Source organism: Mesorhizobium sp. RCAM 05104, assembly GCF_059683645.1.
In genome coordinates, this window is record NZ_CM185033.1 from 6,979,604 (window position 1) to 6,997,920 (window position 18,317).

Annotated in this window: 16 protein-coding genes and 2 pseudogenes; 9 read left to right on the forward strand and 9 right to left on the reverse strand. The window is 58.4% G+C overall.

The annotated features are described in order from the left end of the window. Positions 1-114 precede the first annotated feature (114 nt). The 4 genes from AC56QP_RS34060 to AC56QP_RS34075 form a co-directional block, all read right to left on the reverse strand. Positions 115-1,476 carry a HAMP domain-containing sensor histidine kinase gene (locus tag AC56QP_RS34060; RefSeq protein ID WP_489861564.1) on the reverse strand — a complete coding sequence of 454 codons (1,362 nt, stop codon included), beginning with the start codon at positions 1,474-1,476 and terminating at the stop codon, positions 115-117. Next, positions 1,469-2,140, reverse strand: coding sequence for a winged helix-turn-helix domain-containing protein (locus AC56QP_RS34065; protein ID WP_489861563.1), 672 nt, complete (start codon positions 2,138-2,140; stop codon positions 1,469-1,471). The genes AC56QP_RS34060 and AC56QP_RS34065 overlap by 8 nt, the downstream gene beginning before the upstream one ends. A gap of 129 nt (positions 2,141-2,269) precedes the next feature. Further along, positions 2,270-3,064, reverse strand: a complete 795-nt coding sequence (locus tag AC56QP_RS34070) for a COG4705 family protein (protein WP_489861562.1) — start codon at positions 3,062-3,064, stop codon at positions 2,270-2,272. A 42-nt stretch (positions 3,065-3,106) separates the two neighbouring features. Further along, a complete protein-coding gene (locus AC56QP_RS34075; protein WP_489861561.1) occupies positions 3,107-3,364 on the reverse strand; it encodes a hypothetical protein in 258 nt (85 codons plus the stop codon). A 363-nt stretch (positions 3,365-3,727) separates the two neighbouring features. Between AC56QP_RS34075 and AC56QP_RS34080 the strand changes: the two genes are divergently transcribed. Then, positions 3,728-4,144, forward strand: a complete 417-nt coding sequence (locus tag AC56QP_RS34080) for a hypothetical protein (protein ID WP_489861560.1) — start codon at positions 3,728-3,730, stop codon at positions 4,142-4,144. A 149-nt stretch (positions 4,145-4,293) separates the two neighbouring features. Here AC56QP_RS34080 and AC56QP_RS34085 read toward each other — a convergent pair whose 3' ends face one another. Then, entirely contained in the window at positions 4,294-4,431 is a 138-nt protein-coding gene (locus AC56QP_RS34085; protein ID WP_489861559.1) for a hypothetical protein, read from the reverse strand. A 493-nt stretch (positions 4,432-4,924) separates the two neighbouring features. Here AC56QP_RS34085 and AC56QP_RS34090 point away from each other — a divergent pair, with 493 nt between their 5' ends. Further along, the gene (locus AC56QP_RS34090) at positions 4,925-6,457 is read left to right on the forward strand and encodes an alkaline phosphatase family protein (RefSeq protein WP_489861558.1); all 1,533 of its coding nucleotides are present in this window, start codon (positions 4,925-4,927) and stop codon (positions 6,455-6,457) included. 142 nt (positions 6,458-6,599) lie between these two features. Here the strand turns inward: AC56QP_RS34090 and AC56QP_RS34095 are convergent, their stop codons facing one another. The 3 genes from AC56QP_RS34095 to AC56QP_RS34105 all read right to left on the reverse strand — a co-directional run bounded on the left by AC56QP_RS34095 (position 6,600) and on the right by AC56QP_RS34105 (position 8,348). Then, positions 6,600-7,154 carry a histidine phosphatase family protein gene (locus AC56QP_RS34095; protein ID WP_489861557.1) on the reverse strand — a complete coding sequence of 185 codons (555 nt, stop codon included), beginning with the start codon at positions 7,152-7,154 and terminating at the stop codon, positions 6,600-6,602. 187 nt (positions 7,155-7,341) lie between these two features. Then, complete coding sequence (locus tag AC56QP_RS34100; RefSeq protein ID WP_489861556.1) at positions 7,342-7,737, reverse strand: hypothetical protein; 396 nt, start codon at positions 7,735-7,737, stop codon at positions 7,342-7,344. Positions 7,738-8,129: 392 nt separating this feature from the next. After that, on the reverse strand, positions 8,130-8,348 hold the full coding sequence (locus tag AC56QP_RS34105) for a hypothetical protein (RefSeq protein WP_489861555.1): 219 nt from the start codon (positions 8,346-8,348) through the stop codon (positions 8,130-8,132). Between the two features lie 872 nt (positions 8,349-9,220). Here AC56QP_RS34105 and AC56QP_RS34110 point away from each other — a divergent pair. From AC56QP_RS34110 to AC56QP_RS34135, 6 genes and pseudogenes are all read left to right on the forward strand, one after another. After that, positions 9,221-9,274: a trimethylamine methyltransferase family protein gene (locus tag AC56QP_RS34110; RefSeq protein WP_256752940.1), complete on the forward strand. Its 54-nt coding sequence runs from the start codon at positions 9,221-9,223 to the stop codon at positions 9,272-9,274. A gap of 3 nt (positions 9,275-9,277) precedes the next feature. After that, positions 9,278-9,694, forward strand: coding sequence for a trimethylamine methyltransferase family protein (locus AC56QP_RS34115; RefSeq protein ID WP_489861554.1), 417 nt, complete (start codon positions 9,278-9,280; stop codon positions 9,692-9,694). A gap of 45 nt (positions 9,695-9,739) precedes the next feature. Continuing rightward, the gene (locus AC56QP_RS34120) at positions 9,740-11,389 is read left to right on the forward strand and encodes an ABC transporter substrate-binding protein (protein WP_497100906.1); all 1,650 of its coding nucleotides are present in this window, start codon (positions 9,740-9,742) and stop codon (positions 11,387-11,389) included. Positions 11,390-11,892: 503 nt separating this feature from the next. Further along, positions 11,893-12,217, forward strand: a pseudogene (locus tag AC56QP_RS34125) (IS66 family transposase); the annotation flags it as partial. 1,173 nt (positions 12,218-13,390) lie between these two features. Next, positions 13,391-13,885 (forward strand): annotated as a pseudogene (locus AC56QP_RS34130) (ABC transporter ATP-binding protein/permease); the annotation flags it as partial. A 172-nt stretch (positions 13,886-14,057) separates the two neighbouring features. Further along, on the forward strand, positions 14,058-14,321 hold the full coding sequence (locus AC56QP_RS34135; RefSeq protein WP_489861552.1) for a hypothetical protein: 264 nt from the start codon (positions 14,058-14,060) through the stop codon (positions 14,319-14,321). Between the two features lie 656 nt (positions 14,322-14,977). On the opposite strand, the gene AC56QP_RS34140 is transcribed toward AC56QP_RS34135, so the two are convergent. Further along, entirely contained in the window at positions 14,978-15,250 is a 273-nt protein-coding gene (locus AC56QP_RS34140) for a Y4oE-related protein (RefSeq protein WP_489861551.1), read from the reverse strand. A gap of 1,089 nt (positions 15,251-16,339) precedes the next feature. Here AC56QP_RS34140 and AC56QP_RS34145 point away from each other — a divergent pair. Next, on the forward strand, positions 16,340-18,151 hold the full coding sequence (locus tag AC56QP_RS34145; RefSeq protein WP_497100905.1) for an OmpA family protein: 1,812 nt from the start codon (positions 16,340-16,342) through the stop codon (positions 18,149-18,151). Positions 18,152-18,317 lie beyond the last annotated feature (166 nt).

An 18,317-nucleotide genomic window follows, 5' to 3' on the forward strand; every position in this document is an offset into this window, starting at 1 on the left:
CTTTCCAATTGAACGGGCAATAGGTCAATCTACGGCATCGAGTTTACAGCGAAGTCGCTGCTCTTATACGGATCGGTAAGCTTTCTGACGCGGCTTCAGTGCCTCCACAATCGGCTATTCCGCTGCTGGAAAGCTCACGATGACTGCCAGGCCCGGTCCGCAGTCTTCAAGCGCTATGGTGGCGCCATGCAGATCAGCGATCGCCCGCACGAGGCTCAATCCTAGACCGCTCCCGGGCGTGGAGCGGCTGTTGTCAAGCCGGTAGAGCCTCTGAAACACCTTTTCGCGCTCTTCGGATGGAATACCTGGTCCGTTATCGCTGACAGTTGCGAGAATGCGACCCGGCCGCCGCGATGTCGATAGCTGGATGACGGTACCTTTGGGACAATGCCGCAGCGCATTTTCTGCCAGGTTGGCGAACATTTGGGTCAGAAGTTCCCTATCTCCATGGATTTGGGCTCCCCCGGCTTGTAGAGGCGTTGTCGACAGCGACTTGCCGTCATCCTCCGCAACGTCGGCGTAGACCTCAACAATAGCGTCGATAACGCTGTTGAGATCCAGGTCTGCAAACCGCGCCTTGCGCGCGCCAGCCTCGATCTGTGCGATACGAAGCAGCGCATCAAAGGTCGCGTTAATCTCGGCGCTCTCGTCCAGCGCTTCCTCCAGTTCATCCCCAACCGTCTGGCCCAATGCCGTTTTCTCGGATGCCGCGTTCAAAATCATCTGGAGGCGGTTCAAAGGCGTCTTCAAATCATGCGCGATGTTGGCACTGACCTGCTTCATACCGTCGACAAGCGCTGACAGGCGGTCGAGAGCGGCGTTCACCTGAGCAGACACAATGTCGATATCGTCCCCGTTTCCAGTGAGGGGAATGCGGGCGTCAAGCCGACCATGCGAGACGTCCACCATCGTTGCAGCAATGCCGTCCAGTCGGCGCTGGACGCGAGATGCAAGCAGGGCGCCGCCGATCACAGCCAGACCTGTGATGATGAGCGTTCCCCAGCCGAAACTCATGAGGAGGATGGTCTCCAGCTCCTCGGTTTCAGACAGGCTGAAGGCAACCGTCAGCTTGTTTCCCCCGACCAAACCTGAATAGGCACGATACCGACTATCCGGCGCCAACCCCGGCAGTTGAGCGCTGACTATAGAAAATCCATCGCGAAGCGCTGTCGCGATGAAGTTTCCGGCCAGATGATTGCCACCCGGGCTAGTGAGTGAGAACAGCTGTTCTTTTTTCGTGCTGATCTGCGAGTGGCTGTCGACGGTGGAAATCAGATCCTCCAGATCGTTCGCGGCATACGTTTCCGCGACGACCGAATAGGTTTCCCTGATGGACTCGTCGAGCCGGTCGGCCAGGTCGAGACTCATCAGGCGATAAACGATGCCGCCGGAGACGATGAAAGCGAGCACAAACAAGAATGCAAACGTCAACGCAAGCCGAAAAGGCGTGCTGCGAAAGAGCCTGAGGCTAGGCATGCAGGCTGTAGCCGGTATGGCGCACCGTATGGACGAGCTGGGTTTCGAAGGGTTTGTCGATTTTGGTCCGTAACCGACTGATATGGGTCTCGACCACACTGGTCTTGGGATCGAAATGGAAGTCCCAGACTCGTTCCAGGAGCATGGTCCGTGTGATTACCCGCCCTTCGCCACGCATCAGTACTTCCAGCAGGCTGAATTCCCTCGGCTGAAGGTCGATCGTCTGGCCATGACGCGTAACATGGCGCATGATGAGGTCCATCTCGAGATCAGCGACCCGCAAGGTGGTCTTCTGCTCCTGAGTCGCCGGCCGCCGGTTAAGCGCATTGATCCGGGCAAGCAGTTCGGAAAAGGCGAATGGCTTGACAAGATAGTCGTCGCCACCAGCTTCGAGACCTTCGACCCGGTCGTCGACGCCGCCGATCGACGTCAGGAAGATCGTCGGGGTCCGCACGCCAGCGGCACGTACCGCCTTGATCATCGAGAGGCCGTCGAGGCCGGGAACCATCCGGTCGGCGACAATCACGTCGTAGGCGTCGCGGGTGGCCGCAAAGAGCGCATCACGTCCGTCAACCAAGATGTCGCACATGTGACCGGCCTCCGACAGGCCGTTTGCTATATATTGGGATGTCCTACTGTCATCCTCTAAAATTAGAATTCGCATTGCAACGACCTTCCAAATATATATTGCTTAGTGTCATAATATTATATTGGTTGATGACATGCTGCTCGATTCTTTGCTACAATGGGGATTGCCGCTCTATTGTTGGGTCAGCGTAGGTCTAGCGCGGATTTATTCCGTTTCGCCAATGCCTTCGCCGAGCGGGTCGGCGTCCTTCTTCATGCTCATGTAGAGGACAAGCCCGGCAATGCAGCCAAGGAAGATCAAGCTTGTTGAGGTGGTGCCAAAGCCCAAGCCGCCGTATTCGAGCGGTTGCGAGAGCAAGTCACCAAACGAGGCGCCAAGTGGCCGCGTCAGGATATAGGCAAGCCAGAAGGCGAGAATCCCATTCACCTTGAAGACATAGTAGGCCAAGGCGATCAGCGCGATTACGCCGCCAAACAACAGGCCGGTGGTCAGATAGCCCATATCAAAGGTTTCGGCGACCAGATCCCCCGCTGCGGTCCCCAGCGAGAACGTAAAGAGGATCGCCAGCCAATAGAAGATTTCGCGTTTCGTGGTGTAAATGGTGTGGATCGACAGTGTCCTTTCGCTGGCATACCAGACCGCGAATGTCGCAGCCAGGACGACGCTGAACGCGACTGTCGTCGTTTCGAGGCGAACGCCGAAATTGTCGACAAGGTTGTCCGTCACCAGGGTGCCCACAACGCTGATCAGCACGACAGCCAACCAGTAAGCCCAAGGAACGTAGCGCTTCTGCGCGAACTGAAACACCAGGGCGACCAACAGGACACCGGTCATGATCAGCGACGTCACCGTGAGCCCAAGGCCAAGATTGACGGCGAGGTAGTCCGCCGCCGTTTCACCCATGGTCACGGCCATAAGTTTGATCAGCCAGAAATCGATGGTGACCTCGGGAACACGGTTCGCGGCCGGTTGGGCAGATTGAAAGGGTAAGAGCGTCATGGTGGTGTCCTGTGATCGAGGCGTTGATTGTTGTCGGCTGGCTTATTTGCCCACGACTTTCATGGCCTGCGCGAAGAAGTCGTCCGCGCGCTTGTCGTCGTCCGCGTTGCAGCGCTCGATGCCTTTCGTCTCGAGGTCGGTCACCTTGGCCTTGTCCGCGTCGCTCATTTTTGCGGTAGCTTCGGCTGCTCGAAGCGTTTTGAGCATTTCCTCGCATGGCACATTGGCGGCAAACGCAGACGACATCGGGCCGGTAAGGGCGAGCGTGGCAAGGGCAAGGGCGAGGGTCAGATTCTTCATGCGGGAGTTCCTTCTTCGGAGCCGGTCTGGCGGCGACATCATTCATCGTCGGTCAGCTGAAAGCAGCCGACATCAGTAGGGTAGGGTGCTAACTTCACCTCGACCTGTCCGCAGAGTTACAGTTTCGTAATAAAGTCGCCGTTCAGGAATCAATGTCGCACAATGACCGCTGCACTGACAAAACATTCCAGCGACGTTCGCAATCCGTCACGTACTATGCAATGCGGACGGGAATTATTACCACTGCCAATATTACCGATCTGTAAGGAGTCGGAAAGCTTACCGGAAGTCGCGATGCCTATATTCTACATTCTTCATGTTTGACCCGAGCGGCCTTCGCCACTTTCTGTCGGGATGGTAGGTATGTACAATTTGTACAAAACGGCACGTATTTATTTCGTCGCCACGGCGAGCGCCTTGTCGGTCTGGACAGGATCCTCCTGGCCAGCGGAAATGTCTCGGCCGAAGCTTTGCGCGCCTTTGGTCGCGAATGACTGCTATGTTGGCTACATAACGCCCGCCGGCACCCTGCTGGTTTTGCTTTCTTCGAAAGACAATGATCCGTTGGTGAGTCTTGAGGTACCGGTCTCCTCTGCCAACCCAGAGATACCGTTCACTCCGCTCGATTTTTCAAAGCAGATCGGCAGCATCGTGATGCTCGACGCAGTGGGTACCGATCGGATCTACTCCGCCCGGATTGTCTCTATTGCCGACCCGATATTCACCGCCCTGTACATGGCCACCATTCTTAAGTTCCCACCAGGTGAGCAGCAGCAGTAACTGGACGCGGATGGTGTGGCGCGCTCGAAAGTTACGGTGAAGTCTCAGTTTGAAATCCATACCAGTATCTTCTTTTCTAGCCTCCGAACTGGTATTGATTGACGGACAAGCATTGATGAGCCGCTAGCACAGGACGTCACCAACAGCGTTCACGGACTGCTTCGCCGCGAAAAGCTGCCGGTGGAGGATCGGGAGATGTGCGGCATGGCTTCCCAGGCCGACAGCGTGATCTTCACGTCTGCCACGGGCGCTCGGTTGGCGTAGTGGATGGCATCGTCGAGGAGCACTTCGTCGCCTCCGACGTCGATCGCGGATCAGCGGAAGGTCGTCGAATTCCGCGTAAGCGGCGATGCGTTCGGGTCGACAGCGGCCGACCCTCCAGATAGCCATTGGCGAACGCCTGGAACATGCGTGCGTGAAGATTGGGTCATCAAGTGGGTCAGAGCGGCCGTTCGCCAACGTCCGATTCTGACCGATATTGTTGAAAAGTCTGCGCCGCGGCGGGGTACGGCATTTGCGCAGAATGGAATTCCCCCAAGGCACCAAATTGAATTCAAGTTCCATGCAATACGCAGGCGTGGAACGGGACTCTATTATCGGTGGCCACTTTGCGGTGCGCCCGACTTTTTCAACGGTATCGACCCAAAAGCGGTCGCATCTTCACAACACGGCTCGCTCCTGAGGCGCCTGGAAATCTTTGCCAACGAGTTTTCATGAACCTGTCATGTGCTGTCGCCTATTCTCGATCCGTCGCGGGGCTGCGAGACGAGGGACACTTCAATGAAATCGCTATCTCTGGCGCTGGCTGCGGGTACGCTGACGGCGGCGTTGGCTGGCGCGCTGTCTGATTCCAGCGCCGTCGCCGCACCCTACAAGCACGTATTGCTCATTAGCGTCGACGGGCTTCATGCGCTGGATCTGGCAAACTATGTCGCCGCCAATCCCGCAAGCTCGTTCGCCGAACTCGCCCATACGGGGATTTTCTATCCGAATGCGCTCACCAGCGCCCCGTCCGACTCGTTTCCTGGCCTTGTCGCACAGGTAACCGGCGGCACGCCCAAATCGACGGGCGTGTTCTATGACGACAGCTACGACCGCACCTATTTCGCGCCGGCCTCGGATTGCAAGGGCGAGCCGGGGGCCGAGGTGGCCTTCGCCGAGAACATCGACGTCGATTCGACGCGCCTTGATGGTGGTGGCAAGCCGGGCGACTACCGTAGCCAGATCGACCCGGCAAAGCTGCCGATGACGCTGATCAACGGCAAATGCTCGGCCGTCTATCCGCATGATTTCGTGCGGGTCAACAACGTCTTCGAAATCGTGAAAGCTCATGGTGGCCGCACGGCCTGGTCCGACAAGCACCCGGCCTACGAATGGCTGAACGGACCTTCGGGCAAAGGCGTCGACGACCTCTACGCGTTGGAACAGGACAGCTTGATCCCCGGCACGAAGGTCAAGACGACGGGCAGCTTCACGGCCGAGCGTGACTTTGATGAAGCGCGGGTCCAGGCGGTGATCAACGAAATCAAGGGCCTCGACAGCACCGGCGCGCATCACGCAGCGGTTCCCACGCTTTTCGGCATGAATTTCCAGGCGGTGAGTGTGGGGCAGAAGCTTCCCAAGGCCGGTCCTGGCGACGAGGCCGGTCTGATGGGTGGCTATCTGGATGCCAGCGGCGCGCCTGGCAATGGTCTTGCCGGGCAGCTCGCCTATGTCGACGGCGCCCTCGGCGAACTGATTGTCGCACTCAAGGACAACCACCTTGCTGATTCGACCCTGGTCATACTTGCCTCGAAGCATGGCCAGTCGCCCATCGACCTGGCGACGTTCCAGCCACTGGACGATGATCCATACACGAAGACACCGGGCTACGCCTTCCACATCGCCGACGACGCCGCGCTGATCTGGCTCAAACCGCAAGACAGGGTGAAAAACCTTACGGCGGCGCTGGATTATCTCGAGAAATCGAGGAAGGCTGAAGGCATCGCCCAGATCCAGCCGCCGAATGCCCTCGCTCTCGCCTATCAGGATCCGGCCACCGACAGCCGTACGCCGGACTTTATAGCCACGGTCAATCCGGGTGTGGTCTACACATCTGGTTCGAAGATTGCTGAGCATGGTGGCGCCAATGCGAATGATCGCAACGTGGCGCTTCTCATCAGCAGTCCCTCGCTCAAGCCGAGGTCGGTACCAGATCTGGTGCAGACGACGCAGGTAGCTCCCACCATCCTGCGGGCTCTTGGCTATGACGCGAACGAACTCCAGGCCGTGAAGCTCGAAGGCACCCAGGACCTGCCGGCGATACCGTTCTAGGCCCAGGATCATGCCGTTTCACAATTGGCCGCCGGGCATGCCCGGCGGCGAATTGTTCGTGATCAGCAATGTTTGCAGACAAGTGACCGCATCGCTGAGTGTGTTGCTGCGATCAGTTGAATCCGCCACCCAAAGCAGACTCTCACCTCAGTTGATCGGTGTCATCACCGTCCAGGAGTGCTTGGCGTTTCTGCGAGAACGACCAGACATTTGCCTCATCTGCTTCCAGTACCCAGATGCTGTCGAAATCATCGTCTTGCCATGATTGCGGAGCGATTCCGATGCCACCGACAAGCGCAGTTGCCAGGGCAGGAATAGACTCGTGTTGCCAGCTAACCAACACCGGCGACTGAGCTGTTCGGATGGCGTCCGCCGCTAGCTGCTCTTGGCCCTTTGAATGAGTGACATCCGGTTCAACACCAAGGCGCCTTGCCAGCGGAGTGATTGTTTGGCTAGGCCGCTTACTCCGAGTGCCGGAATCATCTCTTTTGATCGTGCCCGAGGCAACAATTGATGCTGGTCTGCCTAGAGGGAGAGGCGGATCGTAAAAAAATCTGCAAAGGCCTCCTGCGCGTTGCCAGCCACGCACCGTCAATGACGAGGGATCACTTTCGCCCTGTTCGGTAACTCCGAGGTCCGGACCACCTGGGATCGGCTTTTCGGCATGACGAATGATCATTACTAGCTTGTTTGGCATCGTCTCGCCTGCCTCAGGTTAGCATTGGACTAAGTCGACTGTTCTCTAGGCTGGCTTCGTGGTGTCACCAGAGATCGTTCTCGATACAAGCTCGTTTCCGCCTGTTGTAGAGCCTGCATAGCGGCCTGCATCATCGGATTACCGGACCCAAATTACTGCTTCTAGCGAAGTAGGACGCCAAGGTAGCCTACCGAATTTTCATCTCGGCTTCGCTCAAATACCCCATTTGAAGGCAGTTCGCGACTTCAGATGGGCGGCTCGGCGGTATGGAAACCGTGGCTTTCAAGTAATCGAGGCATCTCGCGCCGCATCGCATTATCCACCAGCTGCTGCAACGCCGCTTGTTTTCCTTGCTGGTGTTCGATGTTCGCCGAGGACATAACACCCAACCCGGACGATAATTGCCTCGAAAGCGATAGAGATGAATTAGCATCACCATCTCGGCGCTGCCGGCTATTGATTTTGACGGCATGGACTCTACGAGAGTTTCGAGTTGAGCGTCGTCCATCGTTGCGAGATGGGCATCAATGGCTTCGATGCAGTCGCCAAGCGCGGCTAGCAATTTGGCTGCGTTGTTTTGCATGTTTTTCACTACTGCCGGATTGATCTCGCCGGCATTGGAATGTCGGTCTGTATTCCTACAGTGTCCGCTGACCAGTCTCGCATCTCAGGGGAAGCATCACCGGATTTCAATATTGACACCGCCAGCGCAGCTATATCTGCGGGCGGTTTTGGCTTGGCAGTCGTAAACGTGAAATAGCCGGCCACGATGGCGCAAATATCGAAATGATCGGTGGAACGAATCGTATTGTCGTTAGCGCTGTTGTGCGCCAGCGCACGGATGTACCGTTTTTTGAAAGTTCGTCCTCATCAATAAGTTCAGTCATTCCACTTCGCCCCCGCGTCGATAGAACGTGAGTAGGATCGTTGCCTACATTAGTTAAAATGCGGATAAGGCCGACCTGGCCTCTGCCCTCAGTGAGTCCATTTTCGCAAAAGACGGCTCGCATCCAAGTCGATCATCCGTTCGAGCGGGATATCAAAATACCAGACGGCCACTGTGATAGAGACGATGGCAATAATCATCGGATAGAACGGGTCGAAGACAAAGTTGAGCGGGTGTCGCCTAATTTTTTTTAGACGCTTGCGCTCCCTGCCGTATTGAAAATCTTCGCTCAAAGCTTCGTTTGCCACGCTGCCAACCGTTACCGTATCGTAAGTCGCAGCAGGTTAAATAATTCTATCAGGTGTGGCTAATATAATCTGCGAGGAATACTACAGGGGGCAGTATGGTCAGCTCGGTTGCCCGTGGCGACCAGCGAAGACTTCCCAGCAGGGCGGGCGCTTTCATCGCTGCCTCGAGCTCCGCAACTGCCGTTTCCAAGGCCGGGGCGCAAGGCAGTGCTGTTGCGGATCACTCGCGATGATAATAACCGCTTGGCCTCGCTGCCTGTCGGCCCGGGGTTGCGGTTCGTTTTCCGGTCGGCGATCTGAAACACCCGAGGCTGCCGTCGGGAAGGTGGGGCGTCGGAACACTTTAGCCATCAATCGTGCTCCCACGGCGTCCGCCCGCAGGCGATCTTCAACGTAAAGTGTGGTTGTGTGCCGGCCAAGGGATCGGTCAAACCTTACGGTTTTGTATAGCGCCGGCAATCTCGCCTCAAACCATCCCGTATATGTCTTGTACCGTTGGAACTGTGGCGATGATGTCCGCCCCCACTCGGCGGCCCACAGCTTCGGTTCCAAAGGTGGAATTTTGTTCGATGGTCCGCCACGCAAGGGAGGTCAAAAGCCATGGCACTGAACCGACGCGAATTGATACTTTTCGGCGCCGGAGGACTGGTCTCCACTGGCTTCTCGACCGGAATCGCCGTCCCCGCGCGACTATCCAGAGTGCCCTCCGCTTACCAGCAAGGCTGGCTATATCCAGTGGATGCGGAAGAACCGGGGTGAGACGGCTAATTTCCTGGGGCAGCGCTGGGACTCGAACAAGTGACAGTTCTTAAAGACGGGGGCGATCGCCGCGCCACAAACAGATCTACGGCCAGTTCATGGTGACGGTCGACATGAAGACCGGCGCCCCGATGGGCGGCACGCCGGAGGGCGCCCAGATGATGTAGACGATGGGAGCACTGGCACTGAAATACCGGCTGCCGGTGGCGCACTGCGGCTATTCAAAATTAGCGACCGACTGCGAACAGCTTGTCGGCTGGTACAAATATGCGGGCGGGCTGCCATTCGACGATTTCAAGGAGGCCATGGCGGCGATCCGCGAGGTGGGGCCTCAGGGCCATTTCCTCGGCACCCAGCATACGCTCGAACATTTCGAGTCGGCCTTCTTCATGCCCACCATCATGGACTTCAACTCGTTCGAACAGTGGAAGGCTGAAGGCGCAAAGGACCACGACACCCGCGGCCGCGAAAAAGCGCGCAACATGCTCGCGGATTATGAGGAGCCGAAGCTCGATGAGGGTATCGCGGAGGGGCTGACGGATTTCATTGCGCGGCGCGAGGAGGCGCTGCCAAACAGCGTCAGTTGACGCGACGGACGAACAACTAACGGGAACAAAAAAAGGGAGAAAAAAATGACGCTCTTCAGAAGCAATGGCGACCGCGTGCCGGGCGCTATCGAGGCAATGGCGAAAGAGACGCGTGCAGGCCGCATGGATCGGCGAGAATTCCTGGCGCTGGCCAGCGCCTTCGGCGCCTCGACGGCTTTCGCTTATGGCATGATCGGCCTTGCCGCGCCGACAAAAGCCCTGGCCGACGAACCGAAAAAGGGTGGAACGCTGCATGTCGCGATGTCGGTCAAGGCACAGAAGGATCCGCGCACCTATGACTGGACCGAGATGGCAAACGTCACCCGTTGTTGGCTGGAGCCGCTCGTCCGCTACACGCACCAGTTCACTTTCGAGCCGGTCCTGCTCGAAAGCTGGGACGTCAATGACGACGCCACCGAATACACACTGCATCTGCGCAAAGGCATCACCTGGAACAATGGCGATGCCTTCAACGCCGATGACGTGGTCTCCAATCTGAACCGCTGGTGCGAAAAGGGTGCTTCCGGTAATTCCATGGCGGCACGCGTCGGCGCGTTGATCGACACAAAGACCGGCAAGGCGAAGGATGGCGCCATCACCAAGGTCGACGACCTCACGGTCAAGCTGAAGTTGTCCGAACCCGACATCGCGATCATACCGGGCTTCACCGACTATCCGGCGCTGGTCGTGCATCGCGACTTTGACAAGGATGGTGCCGACCCGATCAAGAAGCCAATCGGCACCGGACCTTTCGAGTTGGTGTCCTATGCAGTAGGTACCAAGGCGGTCGTCAAGCGTCGCGAGAACGGCAAGTGGTGGGGTGGTGAAACGCCGCTCGACGGCGTCGAGTTCATCGATTACGGCACTGACTTCAATGCCACGTTGAACGCCTTCGAATCAGGCGAGATCGACCTCGATTTCGAAACACCGGCCGATTTCATCGACGCCCTTGATAAGATGGATCTGGTGAAATCGGAGGTCGCGACGGCGACCACGCTCGTTGCCCGCACAAACATCACCTACAAGCCCTATGACGATCAGCGGGTGCGCAATGCGCTGCAGATGGCCGTGGACAACAATGCCGTAATGCAGCTCGGCTACGCGGGGCTCGGAACGGTCGGCGAGAACCACCACGTCGCTCCGATCCATCCCGAATACTATCCGCTGCCCAAGAAGACACGCGATGCCGCCGCCGCCAAGAAGCTGATGGCGGATACCGGGCACGCCGACTTCGAGCACGAGCTGATCACTGTCGAGGACGAATGGCAGAAGAACACCGGCGATGCGATCGCCGGCCAGTTGCGCGATGCCGGCATCAAGGTGAAGCGTACGGTGCTGCCGGGCTCGACCTTCTGGAACGACTGGACGAAGTATCCGTACTCGATGACCATCTGGTACATGCGGCCGCTCGGCGTCCAGGTGCTGGCGCTCGGCTATCGCTCGGGTGAGGCCTGGAACGAAACGGCTTATGCCAATCCGGATTTCGACGCCAAGCTGAAGCAGGCGCTTTCGCTGGCAGATCCTGCCAAGCGCAAGGAGGTCATGAAGGACGTCGAGCAGATCCTGCAGGATTCCGGCGTCATCATCCAGCCGTTCTGGCAGAAGCTTTACTGCCACATGAGCAAGAAGGTGAAGAACTACGGAATGCACCAGACCTACGAAATGGACTTCCAGACCGTCTGGCTCGACGCCTGATTTAGCTTCCGAGCTTTGCAAGCAACCGCCGCCGGCACCTCTGACAAAAGGTGCCGGCGGCCGGTAAATCACCGACAGGCAATTGGCGCAGGCAAAATGTCCGACGACGAGATCATCCTTTGCGAGCTTTCCGACGACGAGCTGGGGGTGATCGGCACCGCTTTGCGATGTCAAACCGATGTCAACGTCCGTCATTGATTCTGAGCGCTATGAGGCGAAGCGAAAGGGAGGAGAGGCAATTTGACCGCAAGGCGTGCCATCGACGTATGCGAGACTGTCTTCAGTACCTCCAGCCTCAAATTGCCCATCAAATTGGATCGCTTTGATCTTCGTCGAGCGTCTTCGATGTCTGTTCCAATTCGATGCCAATCGAAGCATGAAGCACGGCCTCGGACCTACCCACACGTCCGCTCTCCAACCGGCCACGAACTGTCCATTTGCTGCCCAATCAGTATAAATAGCTCTTGAAGTTTGCTCAGGGAGCGACGCCCCGGCATGCCCGTGACAAGTACGGCCAGCATCAACCCTTGAACCGCCGAGCTGGATGTTTCGCTCGCGAGGCCGTGCCACTGAGCCTGTCGACGCTCGCCGACCAGGTTGGCGCGGCCACTTTCGCGCTTATGCCCCTCTATCGCCGGATCGTCATGTTCTCGCTGCCGACCGATTGTATGGCGACGACACAACGGTGCCGGTCCTCGCCAAGGGCAAGACCGATATCGGCGGGGTTTATGTCCGCGACGACCGCCATTCGGCGGCGCCGATCCGCCCGCCGCGCTGTTCCACCATTCGCGCGACCGCCGTGGCGAACATCCGCGAGCGCATCTCGCTTCAGGGTATGCACCCTCGCGCTAACGACACATGATGATGTTGAAAATGCTCGGCATGCGTTCTTGACGGCTGCGTCGAAAATTACGTGCGGTGGAAGCGACGACGGGCACCGCTGCGCCAAACCCAAGCAGCTCGGCGTCTATCTATTGCAACCACTGGATGTCTTAACCAGATGAATCAATGCCAAGTAAAGACGCAGGTGCCCCTGGGAAGTTGCCGAATGAAGCCTTCGTCAGGCCGCCTCGCGCTTCCGCATTCCAGATCGGTACAAGGTGCCAATGGCTTCTACTCAGACTTGAATAGGGATCGAGCGGGCGTCCTTTGCGATCGAAATGCACCGCGAGCCCTTGGTCGACAGCGCATAGTACGACGTAGCGCTCGATCTGATCGTCCGATAGCTCGCAACCGTACGCTCTGTCCCGCACCATCTGAGCTGCGGAAAAAGTTGAAATTATGCAACCGGGAGCGCAGAGGTCGACATACCCCTGAACAGCGTCGATAACGTTGTCCGGAATCGGAAAGTTAAAGTGCCGCAAGTTTGTTGTAGTAGAAGCTATGGTCCGATTTGGCATTTCGCCTACTTAAAGCCCCTGTACACGCTATCAGGTGGGCGGACATAGCTGCAAGGACTGACTGAGAACCGCCGGCGAGGGATCGGTCAGCGGCCGCTCGACCGCAGGCGTTACGGAATGATTCGCCAAACGTCACCTTAGAGCGCATCATGCGCCGTCGCTGGCCACTGAACGGGCGCTCGTACTGGGAGTGTGAGCGTACTCCACCCTTGCCGGGAGCATGCGTTGGAAGACGACTTCCTTACTTCACGCGTGTCGGCTTTCGATTTCGACGCCCTTCGGAGCGTTTCTTAGGCATCTCTCGCCGAACTGAGCATCCCAGAGGTGCGATGGGCCGAACACGAAAAGGCCATGGCACGCGATTTCACACGATGCACATGTTGATGCCGGTATGATCGACTGGATCTTTCGCAAATGACTTGCCTACCAGCAGCGGGCTACTGGTTCTGGTCCTGGAAGATGAGGCGCTTATCGGCCCTAATTTGGAAGCGGCGCTAGTTGAGGCCGGCTTCACTGTGGTCCTTACCGCTGGCCCGCGTTGAAGCTGCCTGCGCCAATGCGCATTGCTTTCGATGGAGAAGCTGCGGCCGACGCTAGGCGCGTAGATTTCCTGCCGCTCGTGTTCGCGAGCGGAAGTCTGGTCGTTGCGCAGGTCTACCTTCGCATGACGATCCAGCGCCGCTGGCGTTCCTGGCTCACCACCGCGGTCATCGCGCGCTGGCTCGCAAGCGGCCGTTACTATCAGTTGAACCTCGTCAGCGGCGACCGACAGAATCCCGAATTCCGCCTCACGGAGGATTTGCGGATTGCCATGGAATCGCCCGTTGATTTCATCTCTGGGGTGCTCGACGCGTTTCTGTCGGCCTCCACCTTCATCGTGGTGTTGTGGACGATCGGCGACGCCTTGAGCCTCACCCTCGGAGGCTCGACCATCACCGTTCCCGGCTTGCTCGTCATCACGGCGGTGATTTTTGCCGCGATCACGTCCACCTCGATGGCGGTCATTGGCCGCCATTTCGTCCACCTCTCCGAGGGGAAGAATCAGGCGGAAGCCGAATTCCGTTACACGCTGACGCGCGTGCGGGAAAACGGCGAGGGCTTTTTTGCAGGATTAACGGAACCGCATGCCTGTGGCGGTACGGCGGTCGGTTTCCTTCTTGAGGGAAACTCTTTCCCAATGACGGAGTTGATGGAACAAGCTGCCTTTCTGGCAGCCGTAACCGGAGAAATTTTCCATGAGCAACTTCAAAATACTGACAACGGGCGCTATGGCGCTTGCGATCATGGCTGGTTCAGCGCTTGCTGGCGGCAGCACTGGAACGTCCGCGCTCGATGACCCGGCGAAGATGTCTCCCTTCTTTACTGATGCCGGCATGAAGACGATGAAGTCCGAAGCGGAATTCAAGGCCGCCTGGATGGCCATGAAGGAAGAAGACCGCGCAGGCATGATGAAGGAATGTGGCGACGAGGCTATCGCGAAGTCACATGACAATTTCTGCAAAATGACAAAGCAGCTCGGCGGCGCCAACTGATCAGCTAGGCCTAGTTCCCGATCGCCCCGCCGGAGTGCGCCGGGGGGTTTTTTCGTTTCGACACGTCTCAGCATGCGGAACCGAATCAAGGGTTCGCCGCTTCTACCTGCAGCAAACAATCCACAAGGCGCGTCTAATGTTCAGTGACAAGGAAACTCGTTTTTGGGAGGCCGGACTGTTCATGGCGGTGCCGCTCTCAATCCTGATCTCGGTAGTGATGGTTAGCTTTACGTTCGGCTGGTTTGGATGAGCATGCCGCCGCCAACCTCCTCGATTTGCCAATGGAAAACAATTCCTTACGAATATGTAAGGGGTGAACCTTGGCCAAGCGACTATAAGTGAGCGAGCAGCAGACCCCCGCTGCTCATGGGTGCACCACATCCAGCAGCCCGCTGCCTCGTCCCAATCAACCTTGGCAGCGGGCTGTCGGCTTTAACAGATCCGGTTTCAATCGTGTGGCGAGGTTTCAGGAATACGGATTTCCAGCGAGTGTTGTTCATCTCGGTCGCGATTCTGTTTTTCGCAGGCCTCGCATTTTGGGTGACAACCGAGTTGATTATTTCAAGCCATCCTGCCGTCGCTCATTGAACGGCATTTGACCAAGTATCATACACGCGAGGGCGGTTTTTTCGGAACCGGCTGGCGGCAGTGAAGTTCTAATGATGCCCGGTTCCCTCACCGGGCCGGTGTAACAGAAAGGCCCGTCGCTGCGTCCTCGGTGGCGGGTTTTCCTTTGTCGCGTCTAGTTCCTTGAAGACGCCATACCAGAATCGGTAGTCCGGTTCGCTGCCGGCGAAACGCGCTTCCAGGGCACACCGCGCAACTGCGGTCGCTGCGTCTGATCCATAAAGCTCGACCGCTGCTTGGATGGCCCGGTTCGGGTCAGCGAGCCCGGCCACGGTCAATGTGAGGAATTCGGCGTTCGGCATTTCCAAGCCTCAGCCTGTATTTTACCTCAAGCGTTATCGCTTGGTCACTACGAGAAATCTCGCGTGGCCTCAGCGTCGACTGCTGAATTCGTGGACGACGGCTAACCCTTCATCGTTCTGGCTGCCTTAGGCGAAAATAATGGCCCGCTGCGGGAGGCAACGGGCCATCAACTTAGGCAAGGGTGAATTGACCAATCGCGCGTCGGCATTGGGCGGTGGACCTAGTTTCGAACCTATGCAGCATAGTTCCGAGCCGGATTCCGCGTTTCAAAAACAAGAATCCCGCAGCGGCTGAGGCAGACCGCATACGTGCTCGATTAGCGCCATCTGTGCGGCCGCCGGGCAGCGCTCGCGCGATGGGCTGGGGCGCCTGTCGGCCAAGCAGAGCCGCTTATAACTTAAATGCCTCCGAGCGGCGCAAACGGCAGGTCACAATCTCGGCATCCTCGCTAGGGGCGACTTGAGGCGGCGCCTTGCCGAAATCCAACAACCGTGCTCGGCCGGGGGGCAACCAAAATCTAAGTCGTGCATTTTAGTCGATGCTGTTAGACCTACTCCCTATGTGCTGTTCTCGATGCGGTGCGCGCGACCATGGTTATGAGCACTGCACGCGTCTGAACCATGGCAGCCTCTCCGAGGCGCCTGCGCCTTCGACCAAGGGCGACGAACGGCACAAGCAACAGGTTCCGGTTAGCAATCCAAACAGGTCGCTGGGCCGGGCCAGATCGCTGGGCCGGGCCGGATTTTTTGATACTGATTGAAGTCGTGCGCCTGCAGCGCGCGAAGTCAGATCGCGGGACTGAAGCCATTTGCCCGCTGGGTCCCTCCAAGCGGTCAAAAGGGCCGGAAGGCCCGTCGCCAGCTGGCTCCCGGCCAGCGGGCGTTTTCATACGACAGACCGCAGATTACCCCGGAACAGGCCGCGGCGTCCTCCGACGGACTGTATCTCCGGCTAAGCCCGGCTCGCGGCGTCGCCTCCGAAGCAATCCGCCCGTCGTCTGTTAGCAAGCGCGTCATTCGAGATTGAGCGGGAACGAATGTGGCAGTGCCCAGTTTGGATAGCGACGGGACACCACATGGAGAATTCAAATGACACGCCGACCAAAGATTTTGGCCAGCACCGCACTCGGTCTGCTGATCGCGTCCGCGCCGTTCGGGCCCTTCGCGCCCCTCCGCAGCGCAGCATTCGGTGCCGCACGGTTCGTCGCATCCGCACCGCCAATTCTTATCAAGTTAAAATGCATGGAGGGCGAGTCCGCCGAAGCCTGCGCGCTGAGGCAGCAGGCTCCGTCCGAAAACGCTCCAGCGACCGAACCACAGCCTGCTCAGAAACCGCAGGAGCAGCCAAAAGAGGCAGCACCTCCGTCTGAGGCGGCTCCCGTTCCAGAATCCACCCCACCGGCTGAACCGTCTGCGAAGGACCAGCCTGCTCAACCGGCCGCGCCAGCGCCGCCAGCCGAGCCTGCGCCCGCTCAGGCTCCCGACAAATCGGCGCCAGTCAAGCAGGTCGAGCCGCCCGCAGATCAGGCACCTTTGCCCACCCCGGCTCCCCAGGCGCCTGCTACGACGGATCAGCCTGCGCCTGCCCAGGGTGAACAGCCGGCGGAGCCTACGAGCAAGCCAGAAAAGAAACCTGCCACCGAGAAGCCCGCACCAAAGCAGCCCGTGACTGGAGAACAACCTTCAACCGATCAGCAGCCTGCAACTGCCGAAAAGCCAGCCAATGGTGAGCCGGCGGCGCCCGCCCAAAGCGTCAAGCCAGTCCAGGGCGAGGCGCCAGCAGATCCGAACGCCGCCCCAGTTCTCGACAGCGAAAAGGATGCAAAACGTCCTGGCAAGGATGGCAAACCGCCCGCTCAGCAGAGCGATGGCGGTCAGGCCCCCGCGCCTGCGGCTGCCCCCGTAGACTCCGGACCGCCTCCTGCGGACGACAAGGCCGCGCAGCAGGAGATCAAGCCGGAGAAGATCGTTCCGGTGACGGACGAAAAGGGTACCCGCCGTGACAAGGCCCCAGATAGCCAGGCGCCGGAGCGTCCAAAAGGCGCCGATGTCCTCACGGAAATTGGCGGCCGGGTCATCATCCAGTTCAACAACCAGACGATTGTCGAGAGCAACGAAGCTCCGCGAATGAACCGTGGTGCCAAGGATGTGTACTACGAGGATCTGCCGGGCGGCCGCACCCGCGAGACGATCGTTCGCGACAATGGCAACCAAATCGTCACCATCCGCAACCGCAATGGAGACGTCATCCAGCGCTCCCGCATCACGCCCGACGGTCGCGAGTATGTGCTGAGCTATGTCGACGAGCGGTATTACCAAGACGTGCAGGATTGGCGCGACCCTGGAGATGACTTACCGCCGATGCGGCTAACCATCCCCCGCAAGCAATACATCCTGGAGTCGGATTTGGTAGAGGATCAAGGCGACTACTACACCTTCCTCGAGCAACCGCCGGTGGAAAAGGTCCAGCGCCTCTACTCGGTCGACGAGGTCAAGCGCTCGGCGCGTGTGCGCGATATCGCCCGGCGCGTTGATCTCGACACGTTGAATTTCGAATCCGGTTCGGCGGCGATCTCGGACAGCGAAGTCGAAAAGCTCCAAGGAGTAGCGGACGCAATGGAGCGGCTGCTGAAGAAGAACCCAGCGGAAACATTTTTGATCGAAGGCCACACCGATGCCGTCGGCAGCGACAACGCAAACCTGGCCTTGTCCGACCAGCGAGCCGAGGCAGTTGCCGAGGCCCTCACCAACGCCTTTGGCATCGCGCCAGAGAACCTGACGACCCAAGGCTACGGTGAACGCTATCTCAAGGTGAACACGACAGGGCCCGAACGACAGAACCGCCGCGTCGCTATTCGCCGCATCACGCCCCTTGTGGCGCCCGTCGCCAGTTCCAACTGACCAAGACAATCTCGCGATTCGGTAAAGTCCGAATCGCGAGACCCTTGCCAGACCAATCGCCCGGTCTGCTCCGATGACTGCGGTGGCCTTGGTGGACGGACGCCCGCTACGGACACCTCGAGGATTTCGGCGACGCCATCCTAGGTAAACTCCGGTTCAGCGTGAA